Genomic DNA, 26,528 nt, shown 5'->3' on the forward strand with positions numbered 1-26,528 from the left:
ATTTTGCGCTATTCTCGGAAAACAATTTACTTTCTTATAAGGTAGTGACATTACAATTATTACATTCCAAGCAATCGATCTTTTGAAAAAGCCAACATGTCTGTTAATCACCTTAACTTAATATAAATATTGATACTAAATATAATTCAGATAGCAAAGCAGGCTATAACCATAACATGCAAAAATTATCTATAAACAGCTTATCTTTTAAAAGCATCTTTCATCGAAGCCGCAATCTGATATTTATCTGGAAAATAAATTTGTTATTTTTGAATATAGCACCCTTATAATAATCCATTAAATAATGAACTATTAGAGGCAACAATAACAGAAATGCCATTGAAACCTTGAGCAACAACACTGTTATCTAATACAGCTGATAGCTTGCCTGAAAATAAAATTATTCAAACATTAAGCAATAAATTTGCCAGTGTAATTTTTTCCTTTAAGCCTGAACCTTTTCATGTCTATATAACTATACCTGTATATCCCGAAGAATTATTAAATACAGAATATATTATGGCTACCATTCATCAAACCGTACAAACTATTGTAGTTTGTCATGATAGTTTTCTTAGCCGCATTCGCAAACATTTATAGATTTATTAACAACTGATTAAAAATAAAATACCACATAAAGATTGGCAAAATTGGACCCTATCTATTACGATAAAATGGACCAAGAATACAAAAAATAGAGTTAAAAGAGTATAACAAATATGTTATCTTACTTAATTTGAGCTGTTAGGCTACCGCACTCGCACTGTCACCAAATAAATCTATGTACATAGCAAATTAACCACTATTGATGATCTGTATGTATTAGTTGGCAATGCCAACATTAATGATGTGTAGCCTATTAGGTAGGCAAAATCGAGCACTCGCTGCATTAATTGTTGATAACGATTTGCAAACCATTAATTGCTCTGAATCTGGCTGGCAATGCTTGTTAGGAAATTTGCCTATTAATTACAAACCAAAATTTGGCAATAGCTATATGGTGAAGGTTTATCTCAATCCATTAAAATCCTTGAACTTAGTCAGTAGGTTAATAGCATTCCGCTTCTAAACTAAATATAATACGGATATTTTTGAATCAATTTTTCCATTTACACCAAGGAATTATTTATATTCTGAGGGGGACAAAAGAGACAAAGAAATTTGCATCAATTTAACCAGTTTTGAATTATGAAAAATTAGGACAAGAAACAAAACAACAACGCCGACGCGATTATTTAATGTTTTTCCACATGTGAATTGTTTGAGGTGCCGCAAACTGTACGTAAATATATCCTTTTTACCTTTGTCGCCGGTAATAATGCCAACACGCCACTTAATTTAACTGTCTCTTTTCAGTTGAAAAAGCCCCGATATATTTATCTCGTTTACCGAAAACACATGTTCACTTACCAATCTATTGGGCTATGAAGCCAAAGACGAAATTAATCTATTTTAGAACAATAATTATGATATAGGTAATTAAAATATCAAAGACATTAAATTGTTGGGTTTTCTTATAAAGTATCGCGATATCAAATTGGATGGACGTAAAGGCATCGCTGATTTTTTTGAAATATGTTATTAGGACAAAACAATCGTGTTAAAAACGGCTTTCTTGGTCATGTTTTAATATAAAAAAGATTATCGATAGATATTTTTATCTTAAAAAAATGAAAAAACCAAAAATTTAACCTTAATACCAACAATAAAAAATTGTCTTCATTTCCCACTATTGCAATTAGCCGGTATAATGCCAGCAATTTTATTGTTAAGTGGATTATGCATGAAAACGCTATTTGCCAGTACATCTCACGGGCTTGAAGAGTTATTAAAAAAAGAGTTAGAACAAACTGGGGCAATTAATTGTAAAATTGCGCAAGGTGGTGTCTATTTTGATGCCGATGAAAAAACGCTATATCAATCATTATTGTGGTCACGTTTAGCATCTCGCATCTTGCTACCTATTGCCGAGTTCAACATCTATAGCGATTTGGATCTGTACTCTTGTGTGTTTAATATTAAATGGTCAGATATTTTTGCTGTTGATAACTCTTTCGTGATTAATTTTGTTGGCGTAAACGAGTTTATCCGTAATAGTCAATATGGTGCGCTAAAGATCAAAGATGCTATTGTCGATCACTTTTTACGTCATACCAACATACGCCCCAATGTGGCTAAGCAAGATCCAGATATTCGGCTTCATGCTTATTTAAATAAAAACCGTGTCACACTATCTTTAGATCTAAGTGGTAATAGTTTACATGAGCGTGGTTATCGAGAACAAACAGGTAGAGCCCCACTAAAAGAAAGCCTAGCAGCAGCTATTATTATGCGTTCTGGTTGGAAAACAAATGAGCCATTGCTCGATCCGATGTGTGGTTCAGGTACATTACTAATTGAAGCCGCAATGATTGCATCAAAAATCCCACCCGGTTTACATCGTAAACAGTGGGGATTTTTTGCTTGGAAAGGCTTTAATCCGACATTGTGGAATGAATTGCTTTTCACCGCAAAGCATAACGTATCCAAAACAAACACACCATTTATCGGTTATGATAATAATGCTACAGTACTTGAACGGGCCAAACAAAATGCTCTTCAAGCTGGTGTGGAAGATTTAATTACTTTTTCGATGCAAGATGTGACACAACTGACCAATCCATTGCCAACTGAAACGGTAGGCATGATCATCAGTAATCCACCTTATGGAGAACGCTTAGAAAGCGAACCAGCGCTTATTGCTTTGCATACGGCACTTGGTCGACAGATCAAACAAAATTTTGGTGGATGGCGATTATCATTATTTAGCGGTGCACCACAGTTGTTAGATTGCTTACAAATGAGAGCAGAAAGACAATTCAAAGCAAAAAATGGACCACTCGACTGTATACAAAAAAATTATGTCATTGCCAAGCGTAACACTGAAGAAGCAATCACAAATTCTACAATGCCGGCTACTGATTTTGCTAACCGATTACGGAAAAATAAACAAAAGTTAGAAAAATGGGCTGCTCAAGAACAACTAGAATGCTATCGGCTTTATGATGCAGATTTGCCTGAATACAATGTCGCTATCGATTGTTATAAAGATAAAATAGTGATGCAAGAATACGCAGCACCGAAAAACATTGATCCACAAAAAACTCGCCAACGGCTTTTTGATATTATTAATGCCACCATGTCAGTGCTTGAGCTTACCGCCGATCAGTTAGTATTAAAAACAAGAGAAAAGCAAAAAGGTAAACAGCAGTACCAAAAGCTAGGACAAAAACAGGACTATTTTTTAGTCCATGAATACCCGATTAATCAGCGCAAAACCACATTTTGGGTTAATGTGACCGATTATTTAGATACAGGATTGTTTTTAGATCATCGCTTAGCACGAAAAATGATTGGTGAAATGAGTGCAGGAAAAGACTTTCTAAACCTATTTGCCTATACAGGTAGTGCAACGGTTTATGCTGGACTTGGCGGAGCAAAATCAACCACCACGGTTGATATGTCTCGCACCTATTTAGAATGGGCAGATCGTAATTTAAAACAAAATGGTTTAACAGGTAAAAAACATCGATTAATTCAGGCGGATTGTTTACTCTATTTATCTCAAGCTGATGAGCAATTCGATTTAATTTTTATCGATCCGCCCACATTTTCAAATTCAAAACGCATGAACGATACCTTTGATGTTCAGCGTGATCATCTAAAATTGATGTCCGATTTAAAACGCTTGTTACGCCCTAATGGAACGATTATCTTTTCGAATAATAAGCGTGGTTTTAAAATGGATAGTATCGGTATGCAAAACCTAGGGCTAGTCTATCAAGAAATTACCAATAAAACGCTATCGCTGGATTTTAAACGCAACAAGCAAATACATTGTTGCTTTATTATTAAGCATCAATCATTGTAATTTTTACCAAACGTCTGGGAGCTTAATTAAGCTCAATACTTTGTATTGTTAGGTAATTTTCTTTAAGTAAACATAAAAACTTACCTAATAATACTTAACGAAATAAATATTTTACTCATCAAAACAACAACCCTCATATGAGGGTTTAAAAATGCGTGAATTGATTCGTTATTTAAAATTAAAGTTACTTAGTACTTTGTATTCAATATATTGATTTGTTGCTCTTATAACTTTTAATTCAACGCCTTTGTATCTGATATTTCTTGAATTTGATAAATCATATTCAACATTATTCGAAAATGCAGGGCGAGCATAATCATCATTAAATTCTTTATAAGCGATATTAATTTTGTTTCCTATTTTTCCATTATAAATTAATACCTGTTGGAAGGTATTTTGATTGGTAGCTTTTTTCTTATGGTAAGAAAATATAATATTGCTGTTACAAAGCGATCCACCTTTAGTGGTTATAATACATAAATCGTTATTTCTTTTATCTGTTCTAATACCAGCGGGAATATCAGCAAAAATCGATTTACCCACAGCAGCACCTGAATTCAACTCTTTCAAACCAAAAAACATATAATTTTCGTCTTCACCTACTTTAGGATATTCCCCTGCTTGTATAGTATAATCGACAATTCGGCTAATAACCGTAGTATGAGGAAATTCGATCACATCTCTTGCGGCTACTGTACCTTGCCTTACGATGTCATCGCCAACAAAAGTTTTAGTAATAACATTTAATGCTGGATAACTAAATTGTTTTTTGTCTACAACATAATTGTATTTTACTGAATTACAACCACCTAAAATAAAGCTTAATAGGGTTATAAATAATAATTTTTTCATACAATAATTCCTAATATTAAATCTTGTTAATGATATGGGGTTTTTACATTTTGGGCAATAAAAAAACCTTGAATCAAAATTTTATACAACTTAGATACAGCAAAAATCAGTTAAACCAATAACCAAAGAGGCATTCAGATTTTTAAATTCAGAAATAAAGCTAATTTGATCTTTAAAAATCATTTAAAAACGTTTGTTATTTTATAATATGCGGTTATTTTTGACGCTAACGCACTACTAATACCGATGTTTTAGCTCCACGGACTACACCTGAAGCATTTGATCCTAATAGATGCGTAGCAATATTTGGGCGACGAGATCCCAAAATAATTAAATCGGGTTGCATTTCTTCCGCTAAATTTAGGATTTCGTCCCGTGGGTTACCAAAAGCTATCGAAAAGGATAGATTTTCTTTTGGTAAATCTATCAAATCCATCAAGTTATTTAACCATTGTTCAGTTTCAATGGTTGCTTTATCTTTAAATTCATCAAAACCAAAAGAAAACGCATTCACAATAGCTGATGCGACTGGCAATGTATGAAAGAATATTACATGGGCATTAGACAATTTAGCTAAACACTCTACATGTGGTATTACCTTTTTAGTTAATTCATCTTCAAATACATCAATAGGAACTAAAATCTGTTTGTACATAATTATCCCCTTAAGAAACTAAAGCATTTATCGTCTATCTATTTTGTCAACTAGCAATATTGAATTAGTATGATGCTAATTTTAAATTTAATCTTTAATTACTTTTCATGGTTAACTATCTTAATACATTACAATAATATTCTAGAATTTTTTTGAAAAAGTAAAATATTTTTTGTTAGTTTAATAGCGGGAGAGCACGATCATTCATTGGTTTAATATAAAACCAACACTTGAACAAATTATTCTGTTTTATCGCCAATAGCCATTAGGAAAATGCCTTCCTATTACTGATACTATACAATTTCAAATTATGCCAGATTGGTTATAATAGCTTGACATGATGAAAAGCGAATTAGCATTACAAGTTGTTTAACGGATTTTGTATATATTACTTATTCTAGCTAGCCTTTTTATGGATGAATGTTACCAACGGCAAGGCATCAGTAAAAATTAATTAAGACAAGTGAAGAAAAATAGTGGCAAACATGTTCAATTATCCTACTGCATAACAGACCTTTGATTATTATGGGCATATCGAATTTAATACGCATCTTTCATCTTGGATCTATAAGAGGAATTTAATATGAGAATCATATTAGCATCAACATCTGTATCCCGTAAAAAAGTGCTCGAAAAATTAGCTATCCCTTTTGAGTGCGTACCGCCAATTTGTGACGAAACGCCGCTAGCTGGAGAATCAGCCAAGCAATTAGTGGTTCGGTTAGCTAAACTTAAAGCCCAATCATTAGCGACGCAGTTTGCTGATAGTTTAATTATTGGCTCTGATCAAGTTGGTGTATTAGACGGTAATATTGTTTGCAAACCGCATACAATTGATAATGCCCGTAAACAGCTTCGACAAAGCAGCGGTAAAGCTTTCTATTTTTATACTGGTATGACAGTAATTAATACCAAAACACAACAACAAACCACTATTTGCGAACCATTTAAGGTGACTTTTCGGCATTTAACTGATTCAGAAATTGATGCTTACATTAGCAAAGAGAAGCCACTACAATGTGCTGGCAGTTTTAAATGTGATGAACTGGGCATCACCCTGTTTGATAAACTTGAAGGTGATGATATTAATTCATTAGTTGGGTTGCCATTATTAAAACTCAATAAAATTATGATCGAAATGGGTTGTAATCCACTTTTAATATAACAATTCAGTTAATAAATAAACCCATTAATCAATAAATCGCCCTGCTGACATTTTCATAACTTTTTGGCTATAACGGGCAACATCATGATCATGAGTGACAATTAATAACGCTGTACCTTGTTGATGAATTTCAGACAGTAATTGCATGATTTCAGTTGCGCTTTCTTCATCAAGATCACTTGTTGGTTCATCAGCAATAATCATTTGTGGTTTACAAATCAGTGCTCTCAATATTGCAATACGGCGCATTTCACCGCCCGACATATTAGCTGGGTATGCATCTTGCAAGTGACTTATTTTAGCTTTTTCAAGCAACCTCTTAGCTTCATTTAAGGGATTTTGGTTTTCTCGCTTGGTTAAATAAAAAGGCAGGCGAATATTATCAATTGCTGTTAAATTAGGTAGCAAACTGCTACCTTGAGGAATATAACCAATATGCTGATTGCGAAAAGCAGATACTTGCTGATCATTAAGATCAAACAAATTTGTATTATTAATAGTGATTTTTCCTTGCGTTGGTGTAAGTAAACCAGCAATCATATTTAGCAAAGTCGTTTTACCACTGCCTGATTTACCCATAATGCATATAAAGTCATCTTTTGCCATTGAAAAACTAACATTATTCACAGCTGAAAAGGTTTGTTGCCCTCTTGTGTAATCTTTACGTAGGTTTTTAACATTCAGTAACATTATTCGCCCTCTCTAAGGGTACTATAAGTATCAAATTTAGTCATAGATAAGGCACTATAGATACTTGATAAAGGTCCTATAATTAGCGTAAGAATAAAAACAACAATTGCATATAATAATGCATCAAATAGTAAGATATTTACACACGGCAAACCAATAGATTGGCAGATTAATAAACTAAATGCATAAAGTAATACCGAGGCGATAACAATGCCACTAACTCCGCCTAATTCACTAATTATTAAAGATTCACGAAGCAACATTTTAACTAAATCACGCCGTGACGCGCCTAATACCCGTAATAAGCTAATTTCACGCTTGCGTTCATTTAATGTTGAAGAAAAGATAACAAAGATCACAATAATGGCTAAAATCCAAAAAATAGCTGATAGGCTATATACAATGGTTGAAAAGCTAGTTAACCATTTAGATATATTACTTAGCATACCTTTGGTCATAATAAAATCAATACTATAGTCAATAGCGTATCTGGGCATAATTTGATTAACAATATCTTTAGGTTGATAATCTGAATTGACCTTAATAAAAATCGATGAGGCATAATCAGTAAAATGGTCAACATCTCCTTCAATTAATTTTGCATTTTTCATTAATGATTGTGCTGCAGGCATAGTCATAAAGACAGAGGTATCAAATCCCATCCCTGTGCTATCCATTTTAGCAATAATTTTAAAAGGATGATTAAAAAATAAGATTTCATCGCCCACATCAGAACTAATTTTAGAACCAACAACGACTTGATTATCAGTAAGTGGCTCTGAAAGTTGTGATTGTAACCAAGGCTTAATAATAAAATCAGTATGCTGTTCAAAACCAATTAATTGGACTTTAGACGAACAACAACCTGCATTTAATGATGCAATAAAAAGTTGAGGTGAAATGGCATCAATACCTTTAATACCTTTTATTTTATCAATCAAGTCTACTTTTAAATAAAACGTACTCGGTTCACCACGCAACAGGGCTACTTCCATATTTTTTTCGTAACCATTAGGCACAATAAGAATATCAGCACCTAACCTGTTAGCCATGCCTGAAATACCAAGACTGAGATTTTTCATCAGTATGCTTCCACCAAACAACGTCGCCGAAAAAAGCGTAATGATGACAATCAAACAGCAACTTCTAAACGGTCGTCGCTGAATATTGCGCCATGCTAAATTTGCCATGGTGATCGGTTTTTCGTGCATATTGACTTTCCTGCTTGTTGGATTTAAATGTTATACCTATATCTGGTAAAGATAAGAGTGGTCTTTGTTTGATAACAAAACGCTATCAATTTTTTGTTCTTTTATTTAAGTAATAGATGTTAATAACAGCGGCAATAAATAATAAACCTGATAATAAAACTAACGCCGGTTTAGACCCCATATTGCATCGCATCATTTCATTACCGCAAACACCAATTAGAATTGTTGGTATAGCTGCCGCTAATAAAGAAATACACGCAAGTGCCATACTTAATCCTATTCGCACAAAAGCAGTACGGCTAATTAGTAGCAATGCACCAATGGCTATCACTAAACAACCAATGCCAATTTCAGCTCTTGCTGTCCAAAAACATTTCATGATTTTTCCTGTGCCACTATGTATATGCCCGTTATGTGCTACCTCGCTACTAGCGTGATTCAATGTATCAACGGGCATGCTTACAACGTCTGGAAGAGGGCAAACTGGCAATATATATAATGGAAATAAGATAATTAATACGCCAATAATAATAAAAATACTTGATGAAATAAGACGGTTTTTCATATATAACAACCTTCAGTTGATTAATTATCAATTACACGTGCAACTTTGCCGTGCTCTAGTACTACGGTGGTTTGTGCATGTTTTGACACTTCTAGTGAGTGAGTAACTACAATAATGGTACTACCTTCTTTGTGCAGCTCATGTAATAAATTCATGACCATCGCTTCGTTACTTTCATCTAAATTACCAGTTGGCTCATCGGCCAAAATCAGTTTGGGATAGTTAATCAATGCTCTAGCAATACAAACACGTTGCTGTTCACCACCTGATAACTGCCGAGGTAAGTGTTTAGATCGAGCAGCAAGCCCAACACGTTCGAGTGCTTGCATAGCCTCTTTTTCGTCAACCATACTATGATAATATTGAGCAAGCATGACGTTTTCTAGTGCGGTTAAATACGATACTAAATGAAATTGTTGAAAGATTAGACCTATCTTATCTCGACGTATTTCGGTTAATTCTGACAAAGAAAGCTGAGTAATATCTTGCCCGTCTAAAATAACTGAACCAAGTGAGGGTTTATCCATACAACCAATGATATTCATCAAAGTTGTTTTACCACTACCAGAAGGTCCCATAATCGATAACCATTTACCTTCTTCAACTGTTAAATTCACTTCAGAAAGTGCATGAAGCGAACCATAAATTTTAGACACATTTTTGACTTCGAGTATATTCATACTTTATATCCTATTCACCGCGTAATACTAACGCAGGCTCTACTTCAAGAGCACGTTTTACTGGAATTAAACACGCAATTACCGTTACTATCACTGAGATAATGATAGTGGTTGGGATCAGATAAAACTCAATAATAATTGAACGTCCAAACACATTGGTACTAATAATTTGAGCAAAGATAAGCCCGCATATAGCCCCAATAATGCCACCAATAGCACCTAAAACTAATCCTTCAGCTAAAAACTCTTTTGCAATACTTTTATTGTTGGCTCCTATCGCTTTTTTAAGACCAATTTCTTTACGACGCTCCATTACCACGGTCATCATAGTGGTAGCTACACAAATCATGGTAAGAACGAGTACAACAAAAGTAACTAAATAGAGTAACGAGGACAGTTTGCCTAATACAGATGATTCTGACTTTGTTACCCATTTTATTAAATGAGGTTCTACTGTTGTCATTTGGTTTTTTATTTTTTCAATGTACTGTTTTAATTCTATTTCCGTGGCGGCAATGCTTACTTCAACAATTTCGGCTTGCTCGCTTTCTTCAAGTAATTCTTCTAAATCGTGCAGATCAACAAAAATAAAGTTATCTTCGGAACGTCCCGTTTTAACAATACCTGTAACGGTAAGTTCTTCATCAAAGCGAGAATCTTGTTTGGATTTACCGGAAATCGGCATAGTGCTACCAATGGTTAATTTAGCAAAGTTAGCAATATCAGTACCAATCATTATTTCATGTGAATTTTGTGGTATTGAACCTTCAATAGACCAATAAGGGCTTGTTTTTACCACTTGTTTAAAGTCGGTCCCCACAATAGTATAAGGTTGCTGATTACTACGAATTGAATTATAACGAAATGGAGTAACACCGAGTAATTTATCTTCTGGTAAAAAGGTAACTGCTTTATTAACCTCTGTCATTGCTACCGTTGATTGATTATTGGCTGGTAGTAGTAAAAGATTTGCACCATAAGAACGGAATTCTTGTCCCATTTGCCGTGGTATATCATAACAAAGTGTGATCATACCAAGAAGAACCGTTGCTCCAATAGCAACGCCAAGCAAGGCAATGGCAATGCGAGAACGGCGTCGGATAAGTGAACTTAACACGGTTTTAATTATAAAGCGCCTATTTTTATTGATCATGAGACTTACCTTTCACCTTATCGACCATGTAGCACATCAGTTGGACGCAAAAACATCATAATACGTAATGCAGGTAAACTACCTAAAAAAGTAATTAAAACCACCATAATTAGGGCTAAAGGAATAATTATCATCTTAGGCTCAACAAAAGAACCAAACACTGTATGACCAATAATTTGCGCAAAACCAAAACCAATAAAGTAACCAAAAAATCCACCAAGTAAGGCAATAATAAAGATTTCAGTTAATATTAGCATTGCAACAGCTGTATTAGTTGCACCAAGCGCTTTTAATAGACCAATTTCGGTACTGCGCTCTATAACGTTAGCAGTAACCAAATTCGAAATAGCAAGCGCCGAACAAATCAATGATAAGATAGTTAGTAATAACATTAGTAATTGTGTTTTTTGTAAAATGGATCCTTCTGACTCAGCAACTTGCATAATAGCTTTCACACGCACATCGGGCATTAACTCTTCTAGCTGGTATGCAATTGAGCTAATATAAGCAGTGCAATACCATGTATCCCATTCTGTTCTAGATAAACTGTTTGGATCTTGCGCTGCTTTACGAGCTAATTCGTTTTCTGGAGTGGTTAATGCACTAACCTCAACACGTTCAACCAGTCCTGATTTATCTGCAATATTTTGAGCAACAGGCAATGATACATAGATCCGCGTATCTTCAGCACCACCACTATGAAAAATATTGTTAATAGTTAATGTAAACTTTTTGTTTGTTTTCGTTGAAATTATATCTATCGTATCGCCTAGCTTTAGATTCCACTGTTTGGCTACAGATTCACCCACCATAGCTCCTTGCAAATTATCATCGGTCATGGTGTTTCCTTCAATTGTCCACCATGATTTCATAGCTAACATACCGGTATTAACTTGATCTCCTGTTGGAATATTAAGTTGTTTATTGAACCAAGTACCAACAACTGTAATCGGCTTATCGTTAAAGGTGGCTTGCGTCGTTAGGAAAGGGGCAAAATCAACAATATTATAAGCCCAAAAGATCATCTTGATTTTGACTAAATCATCTTGCTTAATATACTGTATCGCCTGCTGTTTATCGTTATTATCCAGTTGATACATTTCGCTAATTACTGCACTACCACGAGGAACTATATTTAGATTAGCACCATAAGCTTTTAGCTCTTGATTAACTTTACCCCCCACATCAAACATTACGTTTAACATAGCAGTAGCAAGCGAAACACCCAATGCAACCGTTAAGGCAATAAGAAAAAGTTTCTTTTTTTGGCGAATTAAAACACTTAATAACATTCTACAAAACATACAATATTCCTTTTAATACGCTTTTATTTGAAACGGCTTTTCTCTGCTTCAAGGTTAGCTGGACGAATCACCATGTTGCCGTTAATAATTTCGTATTTAAGTGGAACTGGGTTACATCCTCCTGAAAATCCAATCGTTGCAATGTTCATTACTACATCGCACAAAATACAAACGACTTGATCACCGCGTTGGTAGTAACCACTTGCACCACAAATATCACAAGCATCAAAACCTACACCATAAGCATTATCGCTTTTTTTAATAATAATAAAGCGAACTAAAGTTCCATCTGTTGCTTGATAACCATAACGATGCAAATTACCGTCGTTCACTTTATCGAGAGGGATAACAATTAAGCCATCAGCATTAGGCGATATAGGCTCTGCCGGTGTAAGTTCTACGCCTTTTTCAAAAATGTAACGTGCGCGCGTCACAGTATATGCGGTTATTGCTGTACCAGCCACAATCATTAGGGCAGATCTTCTATCGCTACGTAATTGCGCTTTAAGTTTACGAATTTGAGCAGGGTTATTACCCATTAACGAAGTTGTTTTTGATTTGATATACAAAACAATGGCTAAACAAAGCACTATTACCATGAAAATAAAAATAAAGAAATTAACATGACCAAGAATAAAAATAACCAACTCCATCATCCATGGTTGGGATGAAATAAAACGCCTAACAATTAAAATTTGTAAAATATTAATACTATTTTGAATAGTGAAAATAATAATTGACAGTGAAGTAATAGCAAAAATAAATTTTGTCGATAATCGTCCACATATACGGAAAGTAAATAGCCCAGTTAACAAGATTATAAGTAAAGCAAATCCATAACCAACCCATTTAAGCAAGTAATCATTATTAAAAATAGAGTCCATCCCGACAGAAAATTCGAATGGATAGAGCATTAAATTAGGTAAAGACTGTGCACTTATTAAACCAATACTTAGCACAAATAACATTGTAAAAAAGAATTTACCAGTTCGATTATGGGTGGATTTTTGCAAGCAAATAGCAACAATCAGCGGTATAGCAATAATAACCCAAGGTATAATCACGCCAAGATCATAATATTCACGAACAGCAAACCCTGTGTTGCGTTTTAAAATGGCATAAATCAATGCAGCAATAAAGCCCAATACAAAACCAAACAAAATAATTTTTTTAATATGATGAGGCGTGGATCTTATAATCGCAGCGCTCAGTAATGCCATCATCATTGCTGGAACGAAAGTATTATCGGTAATATTGATAAGGTATTGAAGCATATTCATTGCCTAACTATTGCAAATATTATTGGTGAGCATAATGCTCACCAATAACTGATTATTAATTATTTAATATAATTAGTTATTTTAAAATCATTACCATGCGCGTGGAATGTAATCAAAGTCCCAAGAAACTTCGATAGGTTTGCTCCAAAAGCGTCCTTCCACACCTGTTTCTTTATCAACATGTAGTAAATAACCTTGTTTTTCTGGGTTTTCAATCATAAATGTTACTTTATATTTACCAGCACCATCTAGTTTTATATTATTACCATAGTGAGGACCATCAGATGCATTCATTGGCATAAAGTTACCTTCAATCACTTTATCACTGCCTTGCTTTTGAATTTTATATTTTACAGTTAAGTAAGGAACAAAATCACCTACACCATAACCTAAGTTATTACCTTCTGCAGCTGAAATATCAGCTTCAATGTGCATGTCTGATTTTGAGGCTGGTAAACCACCCATACCGGCGGGTTCCATATCAACAGGGTGGAAATAAACAGCACCAATGTGTAATGGCCCCACGGTTACTTCATCACCAATTGGAAATTCTTCAAATCCTTTTTGTTCGCCTGGTGCCGGTGCTGCTGCGTGAACAAATGAAGATAAAGCAAGTATTGAAGCAATACCTGCTGATAAAACTAACTTTTTCATTGAAAACTCCTCCTTTTACTTTTTGAAAATTTATTACTTTTATTTTTTGGCATTAACACAACTCAGTTCTTAAATCCGCATTTATGCAATTTTAAACAAATAGGCAATATTAATAATTATTGCTTTTTACAACTATGTTTAGCTTTGTAATACATGACAGAAACTACCACAATAAATACCATAATTATTTGTGGAACTAATGTCTCGACCGTTGGGTAAATACCTAAAACTTCGACAGAATGTATAAAATCAACAGAGGTGACTGGAATCATATCTGCCTCTTGTAATTCTTTTACTCCACCACCGGCAAAAGCTATTGCCATGATATACATTAAAATACTAGTACCAATAAAGAATGGGCGAATTGGTAATTTCATGGTACCAAAACGAATAACGACAAAAATAATCGCAAGAATTATCGTTCCAATAGCTAGTCCATACCAAACCATATCCATATGTTCTTTAGCATCAACTAGCATTGCTTGGTAAAACAAGATCGTTTCAGCTCCTTCACGAAAAACAGCTAAAAAGGCAGCAAAACCTAAGGCAAAGCGACTACCTGATGACACTGCAATTTGTACTTTTTCTTCAACATAGCTTTTCCAAGCCTCAGCTTCTGCCTTTGAAAACATCCAATTACTAATAAAAAATAGTACGACTGTTGCAAGGAGCATAGCAATTCCTTCCATGATTTCTTGATTTGCCCCGCTAATATCAAACACAATATGAAGAGCAATTGCCACTAAAATACTGGCAAAAATAGCTACAAGTGAGCTCATATAAACTACTTTTACCATGGCAAGATGACCAGAACGAACCAAATAAGCTGAAATTGCCGCAATCACTAAAATCGCTTCCAGTCCTTCCCTAAAAATGATAATAAACGAAGCTAACAGAATGCTCCAACCGCTCTCTTGCTTACCATCTAGTTCGTTAGCATCTTCATGTAACATTTTTAAAATAGTATCAATTTCATTTCTAACAACTTTGTTCGACGCACCATCTGTCATTAAGCGCTTAATTTTGGCAAATTGATATTCGGTATCGGTTCCCCGTTTACCCGAAATATAAGACATAACCGCACGCTCAACCCCATGCTTTTCATAAAAGCCAAAATAAGCATTATTAACTCGAGCTTTAGCACGTTCAACATCTTTCATAAAATAGATATCATAAGCATCATTTAAGATGGTGTCCATTTCGTCAACAATAGCATTCCAACTTTCATACTTTTTTTCGGCAGCATAAGATGATGGAACCAAAGCCATTAAACTTCCAATAAGGAGCAAAGCAAGTGTTAAAAATCTCTCCACACTTTATACCTTCTTATTTTCCTATTATAAACATAGCAAGCGGTTTATCGCCTTCAGATAATTGTAATTCTTGGCGTATAGCTGCTGGTTTTATAGAATGGATATAACGAGCATTTAATTTTAAAGCTGCAGCAGCTAAATAGATGTCTTGACTCATTGCACCTACAGCAGTATAACTAAAATTATTAATTTGCTCAGGTTTTACATCTTTAAATGCACTTTCTTCTGCAACAAAAACCAGTGAATAAGCCGCGCGCTTAATAAAAGCTTGTAGACCAATATTGGCACGAATGTCTTTTTTATTAATTTCTTTTAAATAGTGTCCTTCCCATTCATACAAATAAGAACCCTTTTCACTAGCTACATAAATTCGTACGTAAGGTGGTTTTCCTTTAAACATTGGGACTGTCCACCCCTTATCCCCACGATTTAAACCACTCGCAGCCCAAAGCACAGTTGAGAGTTCATTATCTGAAACTTGACCCATAGGAAAACCTGCACCAGAGGTTGATCCCCGATTTTTTAAACTTTCAAATAAACTCATTCCCCCACTAGTCTGAGGTGTTGGTAATCTAATATCAGCATAACAAAAAGACATTAAGAATATTGATGAGAATAAAGCAACAACTAAGTTACGAATAATGTACGGCATAGCAACCTCTGACATTTTTGTAATTATTTAGTGCAAACATCTTATTGCTAATAATAATAATTATCAATATAAACAATCACATTTATTACCAATAATCGCATAAAAATCATTTAATATCACACAGTTACACATAAAATTTGTTTTGTTAATTTTTCTAAAAAATTAAAATTTTAATCATATAATTACATATATATTTAACAACATGTAGTTAAAAGCAATAATGGTAACAACCCTAAAATTGTTATAGATTACAAAAGTAATTATATTAAAAATATTATCATTACTTGAAGTAAGTTTGCTATTTTCGTAAAATAAACAAAATTTTATTTTTATCTGATTATGCAACTCCATTTAGTCGTTAATACATTCGGTTCCGATTTACAACGTCGTTATGGCGAAAAAATCTATAAACTTACTCTGCACGGTGGATTTAGCTGTCCCAATCGAGATGGTACTATTGGTCAAGGTGGTTGTACCTTTTGTAATGTTGCCTCAATCATTGATGAATCTATTCAGGTTAAATCAATTTCTGAACAATTAACCTCACAAGCCAAACAGATGAAAAAGTCTAAACGATACCTTGCTTATTTTCAGGCTTATACAAGCACCTACGCTGAGGTTGAAATTCTAAAAAATATGTACGAAGAAGCCCTGAATAGTGCAGATATTGTTGGGCTTTGTGTTGGTACTCGTCCTGATTGTGTTCCTGATGAAGCACTTGATTTGCTTGCGCATTATCAATCCAATGGCTATGAAGTTTGGTTAGAACTCGGTTTGCAAACTGCTCATAACAAAACCTTGCACGATATTAACCGAGGGCATACTTTTGATGATTATTATCAAACCGTTCAAAAAGTACGTAAGCTTGGCATTAAGGTCTGTACTCACTTAATTATTGGTTTACCCAAAGAAACCAAACAGGATAATTTTATAACCCTTGAGCGTGTGCTTGAAAGTGGCGTGGATGGTTTGAAACTGCATCCTTTACATATTGTTGAAGGCAGTATTATGGCAAAATCTTGGCGAGCCGGGCGGATTGCTGTATTGTCATTAGATGAATATGTCGATATTGCTGGCGATATCATTCGCCAAACTCCAGCTAATATTTTGTATCATCGCGTATCAGCTAATGCCAGAAAACCAACTTTACTTGCCCCTGATTGGTGTGAAAACCATTGGCAATCGATGAACGCCGTTGATCACAATTTACGCCAGTTTGGTGCTCAAGGTAGTGCTATTGGCGATAGTTATTGTTTTAAATTGTAGTAACTTATAGAATAAACTGTATTTTTATATTTAATTTATTAAAGATAATAGTATGGTTCATTAAAGCTTAATTTAATTTTATGTGATTTTTTTTGTTCAATAAACGAAGTGGAAGTAAAATAATCATTTCCGCTACGTTGTATAATTAATCCTAAAATAATACTGTTAAGAAATATAAATAATCCTAATGGCAAAGAAATAAGTGCCCAGAAATCTTCAAATGATGAAATAACATGGAAAAACGCATTAACTTCCAAAAGAATTAATGCGGCCCCTATTAATAGCCTTTTAACGTTATAATACCTATATGCTATAGATGCACTAATATTTTTTAAGGAATATTTTGTTTTTTATAACCTAACAGGGTGATATTTATTTCATCAACTTTAACAACATGATTGTCAATTTCAATTTTAGATTTCATTCAAGGTAAAAGTAGAAATTGTTTAAATTGATATACTATTATTTTCTTCTACACTTTCATTTTAACTTATTAATAAACAATAATATTGATATCTATTTTTAACTGGATATTTAAAAAATCAAGCTATCATGTAGCCTTTATTTAGGCGACTATATAATTATCTGTGCAAAAATTTGTATTGAATAATGACCTTGCTTAAGACAAGTTTTATTTCCTAATCGCTTGATGAAAGCAAATAATGAGCTCTGATAAGATCATAAATAATTATGACTTATAAAAAACAAACAAAAAATCTATTTTGCACCTTACTTATCGACAAGTATATAATACTCCTTTCAAACTTGAGGCAATCTGCATGCAATTGGCTTTTTGTATTTATAAATATTTCCAGTTTGGTGGTTTGCAACGTGATTTTTTGCAAATAGCCAAAGCTTGTCAAAATCTAGGACATAATGTTCGTGTTTATGTTATGGATTGGCAAGGCGATGTACCTTGTGGGTTTGACATTATTTTGGTATCTAAAAAGGGCTTATCCAATCATAGTCGTAATCAATCTTATTACCATTGGGTGAAGGCTCATTTACAAGCAAATCCAGTTGATTGTGTGGTTGGTTTTAATAAAATGCCTGATTTGGATGTTTATTTTGCAGGCGATACTTGTTATGCCGAAAAGGTTTCACACAAAGGCTTTTTGTATAAATTGTCAAAACGCTGTAAGCACTATTTAGCTTTTGAAAATGCGGTATTTAATCAACAAAGCCAAACCAAAGTTATGGTACTAACAAAACAGCAAATCAGTGACTTTGAGCGTTATTACCATACTGATCCATCACGCTTTTACCTATTACCACCTGGTATTGCGAAAGATCGCCAATATCATTCTCAATCAAGTGCTAAAGGTAAACAATTTAGACTGGCAAATCAAATTGATGAGAATAATTTTGTTGTTGTGCAAATTGGATCAGATTTTAAGCGTAAGGGGGTAGATCGTTCTTTAACCGCCATTGCTGCACTACCTTGCGATTTAAAACAAAAAGTGACTTTTTTAGTTGTGGGGCAGGATAACCCTGAGGCTTATCAAAAACTAGCTAAGCAACTCGGCATTGAGCATCAAGTACGTTTTTTTGCCGGTCGTAATGATATCCCTGATTTTTTGTTTGCGGCAGATTTGCTATTGCATCCAGCAAGACAAGAAGCAGCCGGTATGGTGCTTATTGAAGGGTTAGCCGCTGGGGTGCCTGTGATTGTGTCAAGCATTTCGGGCTATGCTTATCATATTGATGATGCCAATGCTGGTGTTGTGCTTGATGAGCCTTTTGCACAATCAGCGTTAAACGAGACCGTGAAAAATGCCATAACAAATCACGATCAGTTATTAACATGGCATTACAATGCAATACATTATGGTAAAACGGCTGATTTATACCACTTAGCAGAGCGTGCTGCAAAGATTATTTTAGGTTGTGATAATCATGAATGAAATTAAGCTAAAATCACCTTTTGAGCAATTATGGGCTGGTAAAGATCCATTTGCAGAAGTTGAGTTAATATCGGGGAAAATTTATCGTGCAGTAAAACAACGTAAAACGTTGAATTTTGAGCTTGATGATGAATCGTATTTTATTAAAATTCATCGTGGTACAACTGTTAAAGAGATTGTTAAAAATCTCATTTCGTTACGTTTACCTGTTTTAGATGCCAAACAGGAGTGGGATGCGATTGAGCGTTTGGAGCAAGTTGGTGTTAATACGATGGATGGGCGAGCATTTGGTCGTAAAGGGATAAATCCGCTGACTCGTCATTCATTTATTGTGACAAAAGATCTTAATCCGACAATTAGTTTAGAAGATTTGACTAAATCGTGGTTAACTAACCCTCCTAGCTATCATATGAAGCGTTCTTTAGTCATTTATTTGGCAAAAATGGTTGCTCAAATGCATGTGGCTGGGGTTAATCATCGTGATTGTTATTTATGCCATTTTTTGCTTGATATTCCGCTTTTTGAAAATCATCAGCAAATAAAATTATCTGTAATTGATTTACACCGTGCTCAGATCCGTAAAACAGTTCCTGTTCGTTGGCGTGATAAAGATTTAATCGGGCTTTATTTTTCAGCCATGAATATTGGGTTAACCGATCGTGATATTTGGCGTTTTTTGAAAGTGTATTTTAATCAGCCTTTAAAAACAATTTTGCGCAATGAATCTAAGCTAATAGCTAGCATGCATCGAAAAGTTGAACGAATTCGTAAAAGGACAGAAAAGTATCATCTTTAACAATAAGGATACACTATGTTTATTGAACAAATTGATATTTCCGGATTTAAAGGTATTAGTCAACTATCTTTAAAATTAAATGCAAGTTCTAGCGTACTAATGGGTGAAAATCGTTGGGGGCGGTCAAGTTTAATCAGCGCTTTGCAATTGTTATCACTGGATAACATTTTTTATCAATTTGTCGATTCTGATTTTTATCATGACCGATACCAATGTTATGGCGATAATATTATTATTAAAATCACTTATTGCCAATCGCATTTACATGAATTAAATAATCAAGATTATCAGCCATTAAGCTCGGTTTCGTATCAATCACACCAAGATAATCTGCATCGAATCACTTATCAAATTTCTGCTAATAAACAAGATAACCAAATAATAACACAACATAAATTGCTTAATGCACAAGGCAACCCTTTTAATATAGAAAACGAAAAATTATTAATTGCAACATTAATCAAACTAAATCCAGTAATGACACTTAAAAACGCAATTAATCCTGAGCAATTAACGGTTACTAACGAACCATTATACGAACACTACATTAGCCAACTTTCAAACCAACTAAAAGCCCATTCAGCCGAATTAACCCAAGATGAATTAGCTCGAGGCCTACAAGCTGCACGATCATTAATAGAGTATTATTTTGTCGATCAAGCGCACCGCAATCATTACAAACAAAAAAATGCCAAAAGTACACCAAGAACAGAAGATTGGAATGTTTTGGAACAAATTAATGACGTCTTGGATAATCTTGATAATGATTATTTACGAACTGTATTTTTAGGCATTTTTGGCTCTATTATTGGTGCTAAAGGAAATTATTCACTTTCACAAAGTTCAATGCCTATTTTAATTTTAGAAGAGCCTGAAAGTTTGTTACATCCAATCATTTTATCCGTTGCATTTCGCTTACTAAAAAACTTCCCTACACAAAAAATTATCACGTCTAACTCAAGTGATCTGGTATCGTTATTTTCATTAGAAAACCTTTATCGTTTAATTCGTCTGCCAGATAAAATTATTGCCAAATACATTGAACCTCATTCATTAAGCGTTAGTGATAGTCGCCGTATTGCGTTTCATATTCTTTATCGCCGATCAAATGCCTTATTTGCACGATGTTGGTTGTTAGTCGAGGGCGAAACCGAAGTGTGGTTGTTACGTGAACTAGCTGAACAAAGTGGTTATCATCTGAGTTCAGAGGGAGTTCAGCTTATTGAGTTTGCTCAGTGTGGTTTAAAACCGCTTATAAAATATGCCAATAAAATGGGAATTCATTGGTATGTAATTACTGATGGGGATATGGCGGGTAAAAAATATGCCGATACGGTAAAATCGTTATGTGGTGAAGATAAAAATCCTGATGATTACTTAACGGTTTTGCCTGCGCGAGACATTGAAAACTTTTTATTTAAACATGGTTTTAGTCATGTCTATAAACTTGCCGCTTATAATACAACACAGCATATTGATCTGCCTGTACATCAAATTATTCAAAAAGCAATTCATAAAAGTTCAAAACCTGATCTTGCGATTGCCATTTGTGATGATGCAAAATCACGTAGTATAAACGCTATACCTCGTTTGCTAATGGATACTTTTTCAAGAATTATTAGTTCATCTAAAGGGTTAGTTTAGATAATTACATTTTGAAAAATATTTAAAATAGCTATCAAGAAGATAAAACTATTCCGCCAATATAAATCGGCGGAATAAAATAAAAATTAATTCTATTTGGAGATTCGTTTATATTTAGCACGTTTAGGCTCTAATGCTTCAGCACCCAATGTGCGCTTTTTCCATTCTTCGTATTCGGTAAAGTTACCTTCAAAGAATTCAACATGACCTTCGTCTTGATAATCCAAAATATGGGTCGCAATACGATCTAAGAACCAACGGTCATGCGAAATCACTAAAGCACACCCCGGAAACTCTAATAATGCATTTTCAAGTGCGCGTAGCGTTTCAACATCTAAATCATTGGTTGGTTCATCAAGTAGTAATACATTACCTCCCACTTGCAATAATTTAGCTAAATGTACACGTCCACGTTCACCCCCTGAAAGTTCACCTACACGCTTTTGCTGATCAACGCCTTTAAAATTAAAACGACCAACATAAGCACGACTTGGTATTTCAAAATTGCCAATACGCATAATATCTTGACCGTTTGAAATTTCGTCCCAAACTGTTTTTTTGTCGTCCATACTGTCACGGAACTGATCAACTGATGCAAGTTGCACTGTTTCACCTAAAGTAATCGTACCTGTATCAGGTTGTTCTTTGCCTGATAGCATTCTAAATAGGGTTGATTTCCCTGCTCCATTTGGACCAATAATGCCAACAATTGCCCCTTTAGGAATACTAAAAGATAAGTTATCAATCAGCACACGATCGCCATACGATTTAGTTAGATTGCTTACTTCAATCACTTTATCGCCTAAACGCTGTCCAGCTGGAATAAAGAGCTCGTTAGTTTCGTTACGTTTTTGGTAATCGTTACTGTTGAGTTCTTCAAAGCGAGCTAGGCGGGCTTTGCTTTTTGCTTGGCGCCCTTTCGGATTTTGTCGTACCCACTCGAGTTCTTTTTCGATCGATTTACGACGTGCCGATTCGGTCGAGGCTTCTTGCGCTAGGCGCTGATCTTTTTGTTCAAGCCAAGATGAGTAGTTGCCTTCCCATGGAATGCCTTCACCACGGTCAAGTTCTAAAATCCAACCTGCAACGTTGTCTAGGAAGTAGCGATCGTGAGTTACTGCAACAACCGTACCTTCGTAGTCATGTAAGAATCGTTCTAACCATGCTACCGATTCGGCATCTAAGTGGTTGGTCGGTTCATCCATTAATAACATATCAGGCTTTTCAAGTAATAATTGACAAATTGCTACTCGACGGCGTTCACCACCTGATAAATTTTCAATTTTCGCATCCCAATCTGGCAAACGTAGTGCGTCAGCGGCTCGCTCTAACTGGTTATCCAGATTGTGAGCATCTTGCGATTGAATAATGGCTTCAAGCTCCGCTTGTTCTTTGGCTAATTTGTCAAAATCGGCGTCAGGATCAGCATAAGCGGCATATACTTCATCTAATCGAGCCAATGCTTGTTTAGCCTCACTAACCGCTTGCTCAATGGCTTCACGCACAGTTTGTTTAGGATCTAATTTCGGTTCTTGGGGTAAATAACCAATTTTAATATCAGGTTGTGGGCGTGCTTCGCCTTCAATTTCGGTATCAACACCCGCCATAATTCGTAGTAAAGTGGATTTACCCGCTCCATTTAAACCGAGTACACCAATTTTTGCACCCGGAAAAAAACTTAAAGAAATATCTTTTAAAATATAGCGTTTAGGGGGAACAATCTTCCCTACGCGATTCATGGTATAAACATATTGCGCCATAAAACATCATCCGTTAATTTTGTTTAAAATAGCAAATCACATCAGCTGATGTGTAATTGATAGCGTATATTGTAATGATTCTGAGTATTGGGTCTAGGGTTATTTATAATAATATGAGTAATTAAATAATATTAACTGTAGATTTATATAAAATTGCTCAAATCCAATCTGAATGCATATCTTGGCTCTTTAAATATCCTTAATTTTATAAAATTGAAAAATTTAACAAAGGCTATTTATTCTATACTCAAAAATATAATGATTAATTCTTTTTTATTAAAATTTTATCCCCAGAATAATGACAAGTGTTGGAGCATAAATTCAAGCAATATAAAAATTATCATCAGAAATAATATAAAGCTATTTTAAGATATCCCACCTTTACTAAGTGGGGTAATTTGAAAACGTTATTCTTGTTTATAAAAACGTAAAAAGTTGCTCTTTCGGTAAGCGTGATTTTGGTCGATGGGCATTACCGTCATTTTCGGCTCGATAACCTAATGTGGCAACAACAATACTTTTAAGTCCTTTGCTTTTAAGATCTAAGATTTCATCCATTTTTTCAGAATTATATCCCTCAATGGCTGTTGAATCGATACCAATCGCTGCCGCAGCAAAAAGTAATTGTCCTAATGCAATGTACGCCTGTTTTCCTTCCCAACACTGTTGCGATTCGGGTGTTGCACTATTTAATTGGACAAAATAGCGTCTTCCTTGGTCTTGAGCCTGTTTTAATTCTGCTGTAGGTAAGCGCCCATCTTTTTCTTCTTGATTAAGCAGGTTAACTAAATGTGCTTCATCTAATGGGGTTTTGATACAAAAGACAATAGTGTGTGAAGATCCAGTGACTTTAGATTGGTTAAATTCAGTAATAGCCGGTAAAATTTTACTTTTTGCAGCGTTATTATCAATAACATAAAAATGCCATGGCTGTGAGTTAACTGATGATGGGCTGTTTCTTAATACGGTTAATAATTGTTCTATTTTATCGGCTGGGATTTTTTGTGTTTCGTCATAATGTTTAGCTGTGTAGCGTTTTTCGGAAATATCCACAATGTTCATAGTTTGTCCCCATTAAGATGTAAAAATAATTTATATTATAATTAGAATTATTCCTAGCTCAACTTATTAATCTAATAGTTTCATTTTGATACTTAAGTGCTAATCAAACTGATTATATTTTTTAAAATGACATGCAGACTATGTTAATAGGTATTCTTCTATTGAAAATTATTAATACAGGAGGAAATAATCGTTGACACAATCATCATCATTTGATAAAAATATCACCAATTTAGTTTTTCATTGAATTTATAAATAGAGATTTTTATGTTTATTAGCTATTTATTACTCGACCTCAGTTTCCTCCTCGCATCAACTTGCGCGGATAGCTTGTGTGTGGAGTAAAAAAGTTATTTAATAAACAGCTCAACAAATAAACAAGAACCCGCGCTAAAGTGCGGGTTTTTTTGTTTTTATAACTTGAAATACCGAGCTAGCGCCAAAATATATAAAAGGAAGAACAATGAACGATCAAGTCATTATTTTTGATACTACATTACGTGACGGTGAACAAGCGTTACAAGCAAGTTTGAGCGTTAAAGAAAAGTTACAAATAGCGCTTGCTTTAGAGCGAATGCGGGTCGATGTGATGGAAGTTGGCTTTCCTGTTTCATCTCCTGGTGATTTTGAATCAGTTCAAACGATTGCTAAGACCATTAAAGATAGCTGTGTTTGTGCACTGTCTCGTTGTGTTGATAAAGATATTGATGTTGCTGCCGAAGCATTAAAAGTTGCAGATCAGTTTCGAATTCATACTTTTATGGCAACATCAACCTTACATGTTAAAGATAAATTAAAAATGACATTTGATGATGTCATTGAAAGAGCTGTGCACTGTATTAAACGTGCACGTAATTATACTAATGATGTGGAGTTTTCTTGTGAAGATGCAGGCCGTACCCCAATTGATAACTTATGTCGTATCGTTGAAGCAGCAATTAAAGCAGGGGCAAGAACGATCAATATTCCGGATACTGTCGGTTATACTGTCCCTTATCAATTTGGTAGCATTATTCGTACCCTATTTGAACGTGTCCCGAACATTGATCAAGCGATTATCTCTGTTCATTGTCATGATGACTTGGGCATGTCGGTGGCTAACTCGATTAGCGCGGTTCAAGAAGGTGCTCGGCAAATTGAAGGGGCGATGAATGGTTTAGGAGAACGTGCGGGTAATACCGCACTTGAAGAAGTTATTATGGCGATTAAAGTTCGTCAAAATATCTTAAACGTTCACACAAATATTAATCATCAAGAGATTTATCGTACCAGCCAAATTGTTAGCCAAATTACTAACATGCCAATTCCAAGTAATAAAGCAATTATTGGTAGTAACGCTTTTGCCCACTCCTCAGGAATTCATCAAGATGGGGTTTTAAAAAATCGTGAAACTTACGAAATTATGACCCCTGAATCAATCGGATTAAATCAAATCCAATTAAATTTAACCTCTCGCTCAGGACGAGCCGCCGTTAAACATCGTTTAGAAGAACTTGGTTATCACGATAAAGATTATAACTTAGATCAAGTCTATGAGGCATTTTTAGAATTAGCTGATAAAAAAGGCCAAGTATTCGATTATGATTTAGAGGCATTAATATTTATCAATCAATTAAAAGATGAAAAAGAACATTATGTTTTAGATTATTTTAATGTTCAATCAGGTTCGACGGTTGTTTCAACCGCTTCGGTTAGCTTGTTAATTGGTGATAAAAAGTATTCTGATGCTGCAACGGGTAACGGTCCTGTTGATGCTGTTTATCAAGCTATCAACCGTATTACTGGCGAACCTATTTCGATTGTAAAATATCAATTAGCTTCTAAAGGACAAGGTGAAAATGCTTTAGGACAAGTTGATATTGTTGCCGAATATAAAGGTCGTAAGTTCCATGGTGTGGGGCTTGCAACTGATATTGTTCACTCATCGGCTTTGGCTTTAATTAATGTATTGAATAATGTATATAGAGCAAATCAAGTTGCACAAGAAAAACAAAAATTACATCATGACTAAA

Annotated in this window: 23 protein-coding genes; 9 read left to right on the forward strand and 14 right to left on the reverse strand. The window is 34.6% G+C overall.

The window, feature by feature from the left end; translation table 11 throughout:
- The first annotated feature begins 804 nt into the window (after positions 1–804).
- The 3 genes from A9G36_RS10445 to rlmKL all read left to right on the forward strand — a co-directional run bounded on the left by A9G36_RS10445 (position 805) and on the right by rlmKL (position 3,910).
- Positions 805–855, forward strand: a complete 51-nt coding sequence (locus A9G36_RS10445; protein ID WP_442902642.1) for a hypothetical protein — start codon at positions 805–807, stop codon at positions 853–855.
- A complete protein-coding gene (locus A9G36_RS10080; protein ID WP_065573960.1) occupies positions 833–1,069 on the forward strand; it encodes a hypothetical protein in 237 nt (78 codons plus the stop codon). Before A9G36_RS10445 ends, A9G36_RS10080 begins: the two co-directional genes overlap by 23 nt.
- A gap of 714 nt (positions 1,070–1,783) precedes the next feature.
- A complete protein-coding gene (gene rlmKL, locus A9G36_RS00830; RefSeq protein ID WP_065568804.1) occupies positions 1,784–3,910 on the forward strand; it encodes a bifunctional 23S rRNA (guanine(2069)-N(7))-methyltransferase RlmK/23S rRNA (guanine(2445)-N(2))-methyltransferase RlmL in 2,127 nt (708 codons plus the stop codon).
- A 168-nt stretch (positions 3,911–4,078) separates the two neighbouring features.
- Here rlmKL and A9G36_RS00835 read toward each other — a convergent pair whose 3' ends face one another.
- Both A9G36_RS00835 and A9G36_RS00840 read right to left on the reverse strand, forming a co-directional pair.
- On the reverse strand, positions 4,079–4,762 hold the full coding sequence (locus A9G36_RS00835) for a hypothetical protein (protein WP_034943524.1): 684 nt from the start codon (positions 4,760–4,762) through the stop codon (positions 4,079–4,081).
- 226 nt (positions 4,763–4,988) lie between these two features.
- Entirely contained in the window at positions 4,989–5,417 is a 429-nt protein-coding gene (locus A9G36_RS00840) for a universal stress protein (protein ID WP_034943526.1), read from the reverse strand.
- Positions 5,418–6,000: 583 nt separating this feature from the next.
- Between A9G36_RS00840 and A9G36_RS00845 the strand changes: the two genes are divergently transcribed.
- Positions 6,001–6,582, forward strand: a complete 582-nt coding sequence (locus A9G36_RS00845) for a Maf family protein (protein ID WP_065585265.1) — start codon at positions 6,001–6,003, stop codon at positions 6,580–6,582.
- A gap of 24 nt (positions 6,583–6,606) precedes the next feature.
- Here A9G36_RS00845 and A9G36_RS00850 read toward each other — a convergent pair whose 3' ends face one another.
- The 10 genes from A9G36_RS00850 to A9G36_RS00895 all read right to left on the reverse strand — a co-directional run bounded on the left by A9G36_RS00850 (position 6,607) and on the right by A9G36_RS00895 (position 16,084).
- Positions 6,607–7,272, reverse strand: coding sequence for an ABC transporter ATP-binding protein (locus tag A9G36_RS00850; RefSeq protein WP_065585266.1), 666 nt, complete (start codon positions 7,270–7,272; stop codon positions 6,607–6,609).
- Positions 7,272–8,483 carry an ABC transporter permease gene (locus A9G36_RS00855; RefSeq protein ID WP_065585267.1) on the reverse strand — a complete coding sequence of 404 codons (1,212 nt, stop codon included), beginning with the start codon at positions 8,481–8,483 and terminating at the stop codon, positions 7,272–7,274. Before A9G36_RS00855 ends, A9G36_RS00850 begins: the two co-directional genes overlap by 1 nt.
- Positions 8,484–8,568: 85 nt before the next feature.
- Positions 8,569–9,048 carry a DUF4418 family protein gene (locus A9G36_RS00860; protein ID WP_065568778.1) on the reverse strand — a complete coding sequence of 160 codons (480 nt, stop codon included), beginning with the start codon at positions 9,046–9,048 and terminating at the stop codon, positions 8,569–8,571.
- 20 nt (positions 9,049–9,068) lie between these two features.
- Positions 9,069–9,728 (reverse strand): ABC transporter ATP-binding protein, encoded by a 660-nt coding sequence (locus A9G36_RS00865; protein WP_065568779.1) that lies wholly within the window; start codon positions 9,726–9,728, stop codon positions 9,069–9,071.
- A 10-nt stretch (positions 9,729–9,738) separates the two neighbouring features.
- Complete coding sequence (locus A9G36_RS00870) at positions 9,739–10,881, reverse strand: ABC transporter permease (protein ID WP_065568780.1); 1,143 nt, start codon at positions 10,879–10,881, stop codon at positions 9,739–9,741.
- 17 nt (positions 10,882–10,898) lie between these two features.
- Positions 10,899–12,185 (reverse strand): ABC transporter permease, encoded by a 1,287-nt coding sequence (locus A9G36_RS00875; protein ID WP_034943538.1) that lies wholly within the window; start codon positions 12,183–12,185, stop codon positions 10,899–10,901.
- Positions 12,186–12,208: 23 nt separating this feature from the next.
- The gene (locus A9G36_RS00880; protein ID WP_065585268.1) at positions 12,209–13,459 is read right to left on the reverse strand and encodes a Fe-S-containing protein; all 1,251 of its coding nucleotides are present in this window, start codon (positions 13,457–13,459) and stop codon (positions 12,209–12,211) included.
- A gap of 96 nt (positions 13,460–13,555) precedes the next feature.
- The gene (locus A9G36_RS00885; protein ID WP_065585269.1) at positions 13,556–14,119 is read right to left on the reverse strand and encodes an iron transporter; all 564 of its coding nucleotides are present in this window, start codon (positions 14,117–14,119) and stop codon (positions 13,556–13,558) included.
- Between the two features lie 116 nt (positions 14,120–14,235).
- On the reverse strand, positions 14,236–15,432 hold the full coding sequence (locus tag A9G36_RS00890) for an FTR1 family iron permease (RefSeq protein ID WP_034943543.1): 1,197 nt from the start codon (positions 15,430–15,432) through the stop codon (positions 14,236–14,238).
- Positions 15,433–15,445: 13 nt separating this feature from the next.
- Positions 15,446–16,084 carry a nitroreductase family protein gene (locus tag A9G36_RS00895; RefSeq protein ID WP_034944694.1) on the reverse strand — a complete coding sequence of 213 codons (639 nt, stop codon included), beginning with the start codon at positions 16,082–16,084 and terminating at the stop codon, positions 15,446–15,448.
- A 339-nt stretch (positions 16,085–16,423) separates the two neighbouring features.
- On the opposite strand from A9G36_RS00895, the gene A9G36_RS00900 reads away from it, so the two are divergent.
- The 4 genes from A9G36_RS00900 (at position 16,424) to A9G36_RS00920 (ending at position 21,694) form a co-directional block, all read left to right on the forward strand.
- Positions 16,424–17,350, forward strand: coding sequence for a TIGR01212 family radical SAM protein (locus A9G36_RS00900; protein ID WP_065568782.1), 927 nt, complete (start codon positions 16,424–16,426; stop codon positions 17,348–17,350).
- Between the two features lie 779 nt (positions 17,351–18,129).
- Positions 18,130–19,254: a glycosyltransferase family 4 protein gene (locus A9G36_RS00910; protein WP_034943548.1), complete on the forward strand. Its 1,125-nt coding sequence runs from the start codon at positions 18,130–18,132 to the stop codon at positions 19,252–19,254.
- Positions 19,247–20,050: a lipopolysaccharide core heptose(I) kinase RfaP gene (gene rfaP, locus A9G36_RS00915; protein WP_065568784.1), complete on the forward strand. Its 804-nt coding sequence runs from the start codon at positions 19,247–19,249 to the stop codon at positions 20,048–20,050. Before A9G36_RS00910 ends, rfaP begins: the two co-directional genes overlap by 8 nt.
- Positions 20,051–20,065: 15 nt before the next feature.
- Complete coding sequence (locus A9G36_RS00920; RefSeq protein ID WP_065585270.1) at positions 20,066–21,694, forward strand: DUF2813 domain-containing protein; 1,629 nt, start codon at positions 20,066–20,068, stop codon at positions 21,692–21,694.
- Positions 21,695–21,786: 92 nt separating this feature from the next.
- On the opposite strand, the gene ettA is transcribed toward A9G36_RS00920, so the two are convergent.
- Positions 21,787–23,454 (reverse strand): energy-dependent translational throttle protein EttA, encoded by a 1,668-nt coding sequence (gene ettA, locus A9G36_RS00925; protein WP_065568785.1) that lies wholly within the window; start codon positions 23,452–23,454, stop codon positions 21,787–21,789.
- 417 nt (positions 23,455–23,871) lie between these two features.
- On the reverse strand, positions 23,872–24,516 hold the full coding sequence (gene nfsB, locus A9G36_RS00930; protein WP_065568786.1) for an oxygen-insensitive NAD(P)H nitroreductase: 645 nt from the start codon (positions 24,514–24,516) through the stop codon (positions 23,872–23,874).
- A 463-nt stretch (positions 24,517–24,979) separates the two neighbouring features.
- Here nfsB and leuA point away from each other — a divergent pair, with 463 nt between their 5' ends.
- Positions 24,980–26,527, forward strand: coding sequence for a 2-isopropylmalate synthase (gene leuA / locus A9G36_RS00935; RefSeq protein WP_065585271.1), 1,548 nt, complete (start codon positions 24,980–24,982; stop codon positions 26,525–26,527).
- Position 26,528: the final 1 nt, after the last annotated feature.

The organism is Gilliamella sp. Choc6-1 (genome assembly GCF_001690385.1).
GTDB lineage: Bacteria > Pseudomonadota > Gammaproteobacteria > Enterobacterales > Orbaceae > Gilliamella > Gilliamella apicola_A.

Excerpts from the sequence above, each read along its gene's own strand:
- A9G36_RS10080 (WP_065573960.1), top strand. The coding sequence starts at position 833 with ATGCCAACATTAATGATGTGTAGCCTATTAGGTAGGCAAAATCGAGCA.
- rlmKL (WP_065568804.1), top strand. The coding sequence starts at position 1,784 with ATGAAAACGCTATTTGCCAGTACATCTCACGGGCTTGAAGAGTTATTA.
- A9G36_RS00835 (WP_034943524.1), bottom strand. The coding sequence starts at position 4,762 with ATGAAAAAATTATTATTTATAACCCTATTAAGCTTTATTTTAGGTGGT.
- A9G36_RS00840 (WP_034943526.1), bottom strand. The coding sequence starts at position 5,417 with ATGTACAAACAGATTTTAGTTCCTATTGATGTATTTGAAGATGAATTA.
- A9G36_RS00845 (WP_065585265.1), top strand. The coding sequence starts at position 6,001 with ATGAGAATCATATTAGCATCAACATCTGTATCCCGTAAAAAAGTGCTC.
- A9G36_RS00850 (WP_065585266.1), bottom strand. The coding sequence starts at position 7,272 with ATGTTACTGAATGTTAAAAACCTACGTAAAGATTACACAAGAGGGCAA.
- A9G36_RS00855 (WP_065585267.1), bottom strand. The coding sequence starts at position 8,483 with ATGCACGAAAAACCGATCACCATGGCAAATTTAGCATGGCGCAATATT.
- A9G36_RS00860 (WP_065568778.1), bottom strand. The coding sequence starts at position 9,048 with ATGAAAAACCGTCTTATTTCATCAAGTATTTTTATTATTATTGGCGTA.
- A9G36_RS00865 (WP_065568779.1), bottom strand. The coding sequence starts at position 9,728 with ATGAATATACTCGAAGTCAAAAATGTGTCTAAAATTTATGGTTCGCTT.
- A9G36_RS00870 (WP_065568780.1), bottom strand. The coding sequence starts at position 10,881 with ATGATCAATAAAAATAGGCGCTTTATAATTAAAACCGTGTTAAGTTCA.
- A9G36_RS00875 (WP_034943538.1), bottom strand. The coding sequence starts at position 12,185 with ATGTTTTGTAGAATGTTATTAAGTGTTTTAATTCGCCAAAAAAAGAAA.
- A9G36_RS00880 (WP_065585268.1), bottom strand. The coding sequence starts at position 13,459 with ATGCTTCAATACCTTATCAATATTACCGATAATACTTTCGTTCCAGCA.
- A9G36_RS00885 (WP_065585269.1), bottom strand. The coding sequence starts at position 14,119 with ATGAAAAAGTTAGTTTTATCAGCAGGTATTGCTTCAATACTTGCTTTA.
- A9G36_RS00895 (WP_034944694.1), bottom strand. The coding sequence starts at position 16,084 with ATGCCGTACATTATTCGTAACTTAGTTGTTGCTTTATTCTCATCAATA.
- A9G36_RS00900 (WP_065568782.1), top strand. The coding sequence starts at position 16,424 with ATGCAACTCCATTTAGTCGTTAATACATTCGGTTCCGATTTACAACGT.
- A9G36_RS00910 (WP_034943548.1), top strand. The coding sequence starts at position 18,130 with ATGCAATTGGCTTTTTGTATTTATAAATATTTCCAGTTTGGTGGTTTG.
- rfaP (WP_065568784.1), top strand. The coding sequence starts at position 19,247 with ATGAATGAAATTAAGCTAAAATCACCTTTTGAGCAATTATGGGCTGGT.
- A9G36_RS00920 (WP_065585270.1), top strand. The coding sequence starts at position 20,066 with ATGTTTATTGAACAAATTGATATTTCCGGATTTAAAGGTATTAGTCAA.
- ettA (WP_065568785.1), bottom strand. The coding sequence starts at position 23,454 with ATGGCGCAATATGTTTATACCATGAATCGCGTAGGGAAGATTGTTCCC.
- nfsB (WP_065568786.1), bottom strand. The coding sequence starts at position 24,516 with ATGAACATTGTGGATATTTCCGAAAAACGCTACACAGCTAAACATTAT.
- leuA (WP_065585271.1), top strand. The coding sequence starts at position 24,980 with ATGAACGATCAAGTCATTATTTTTGATACTACATTACGTGACGGTGAA.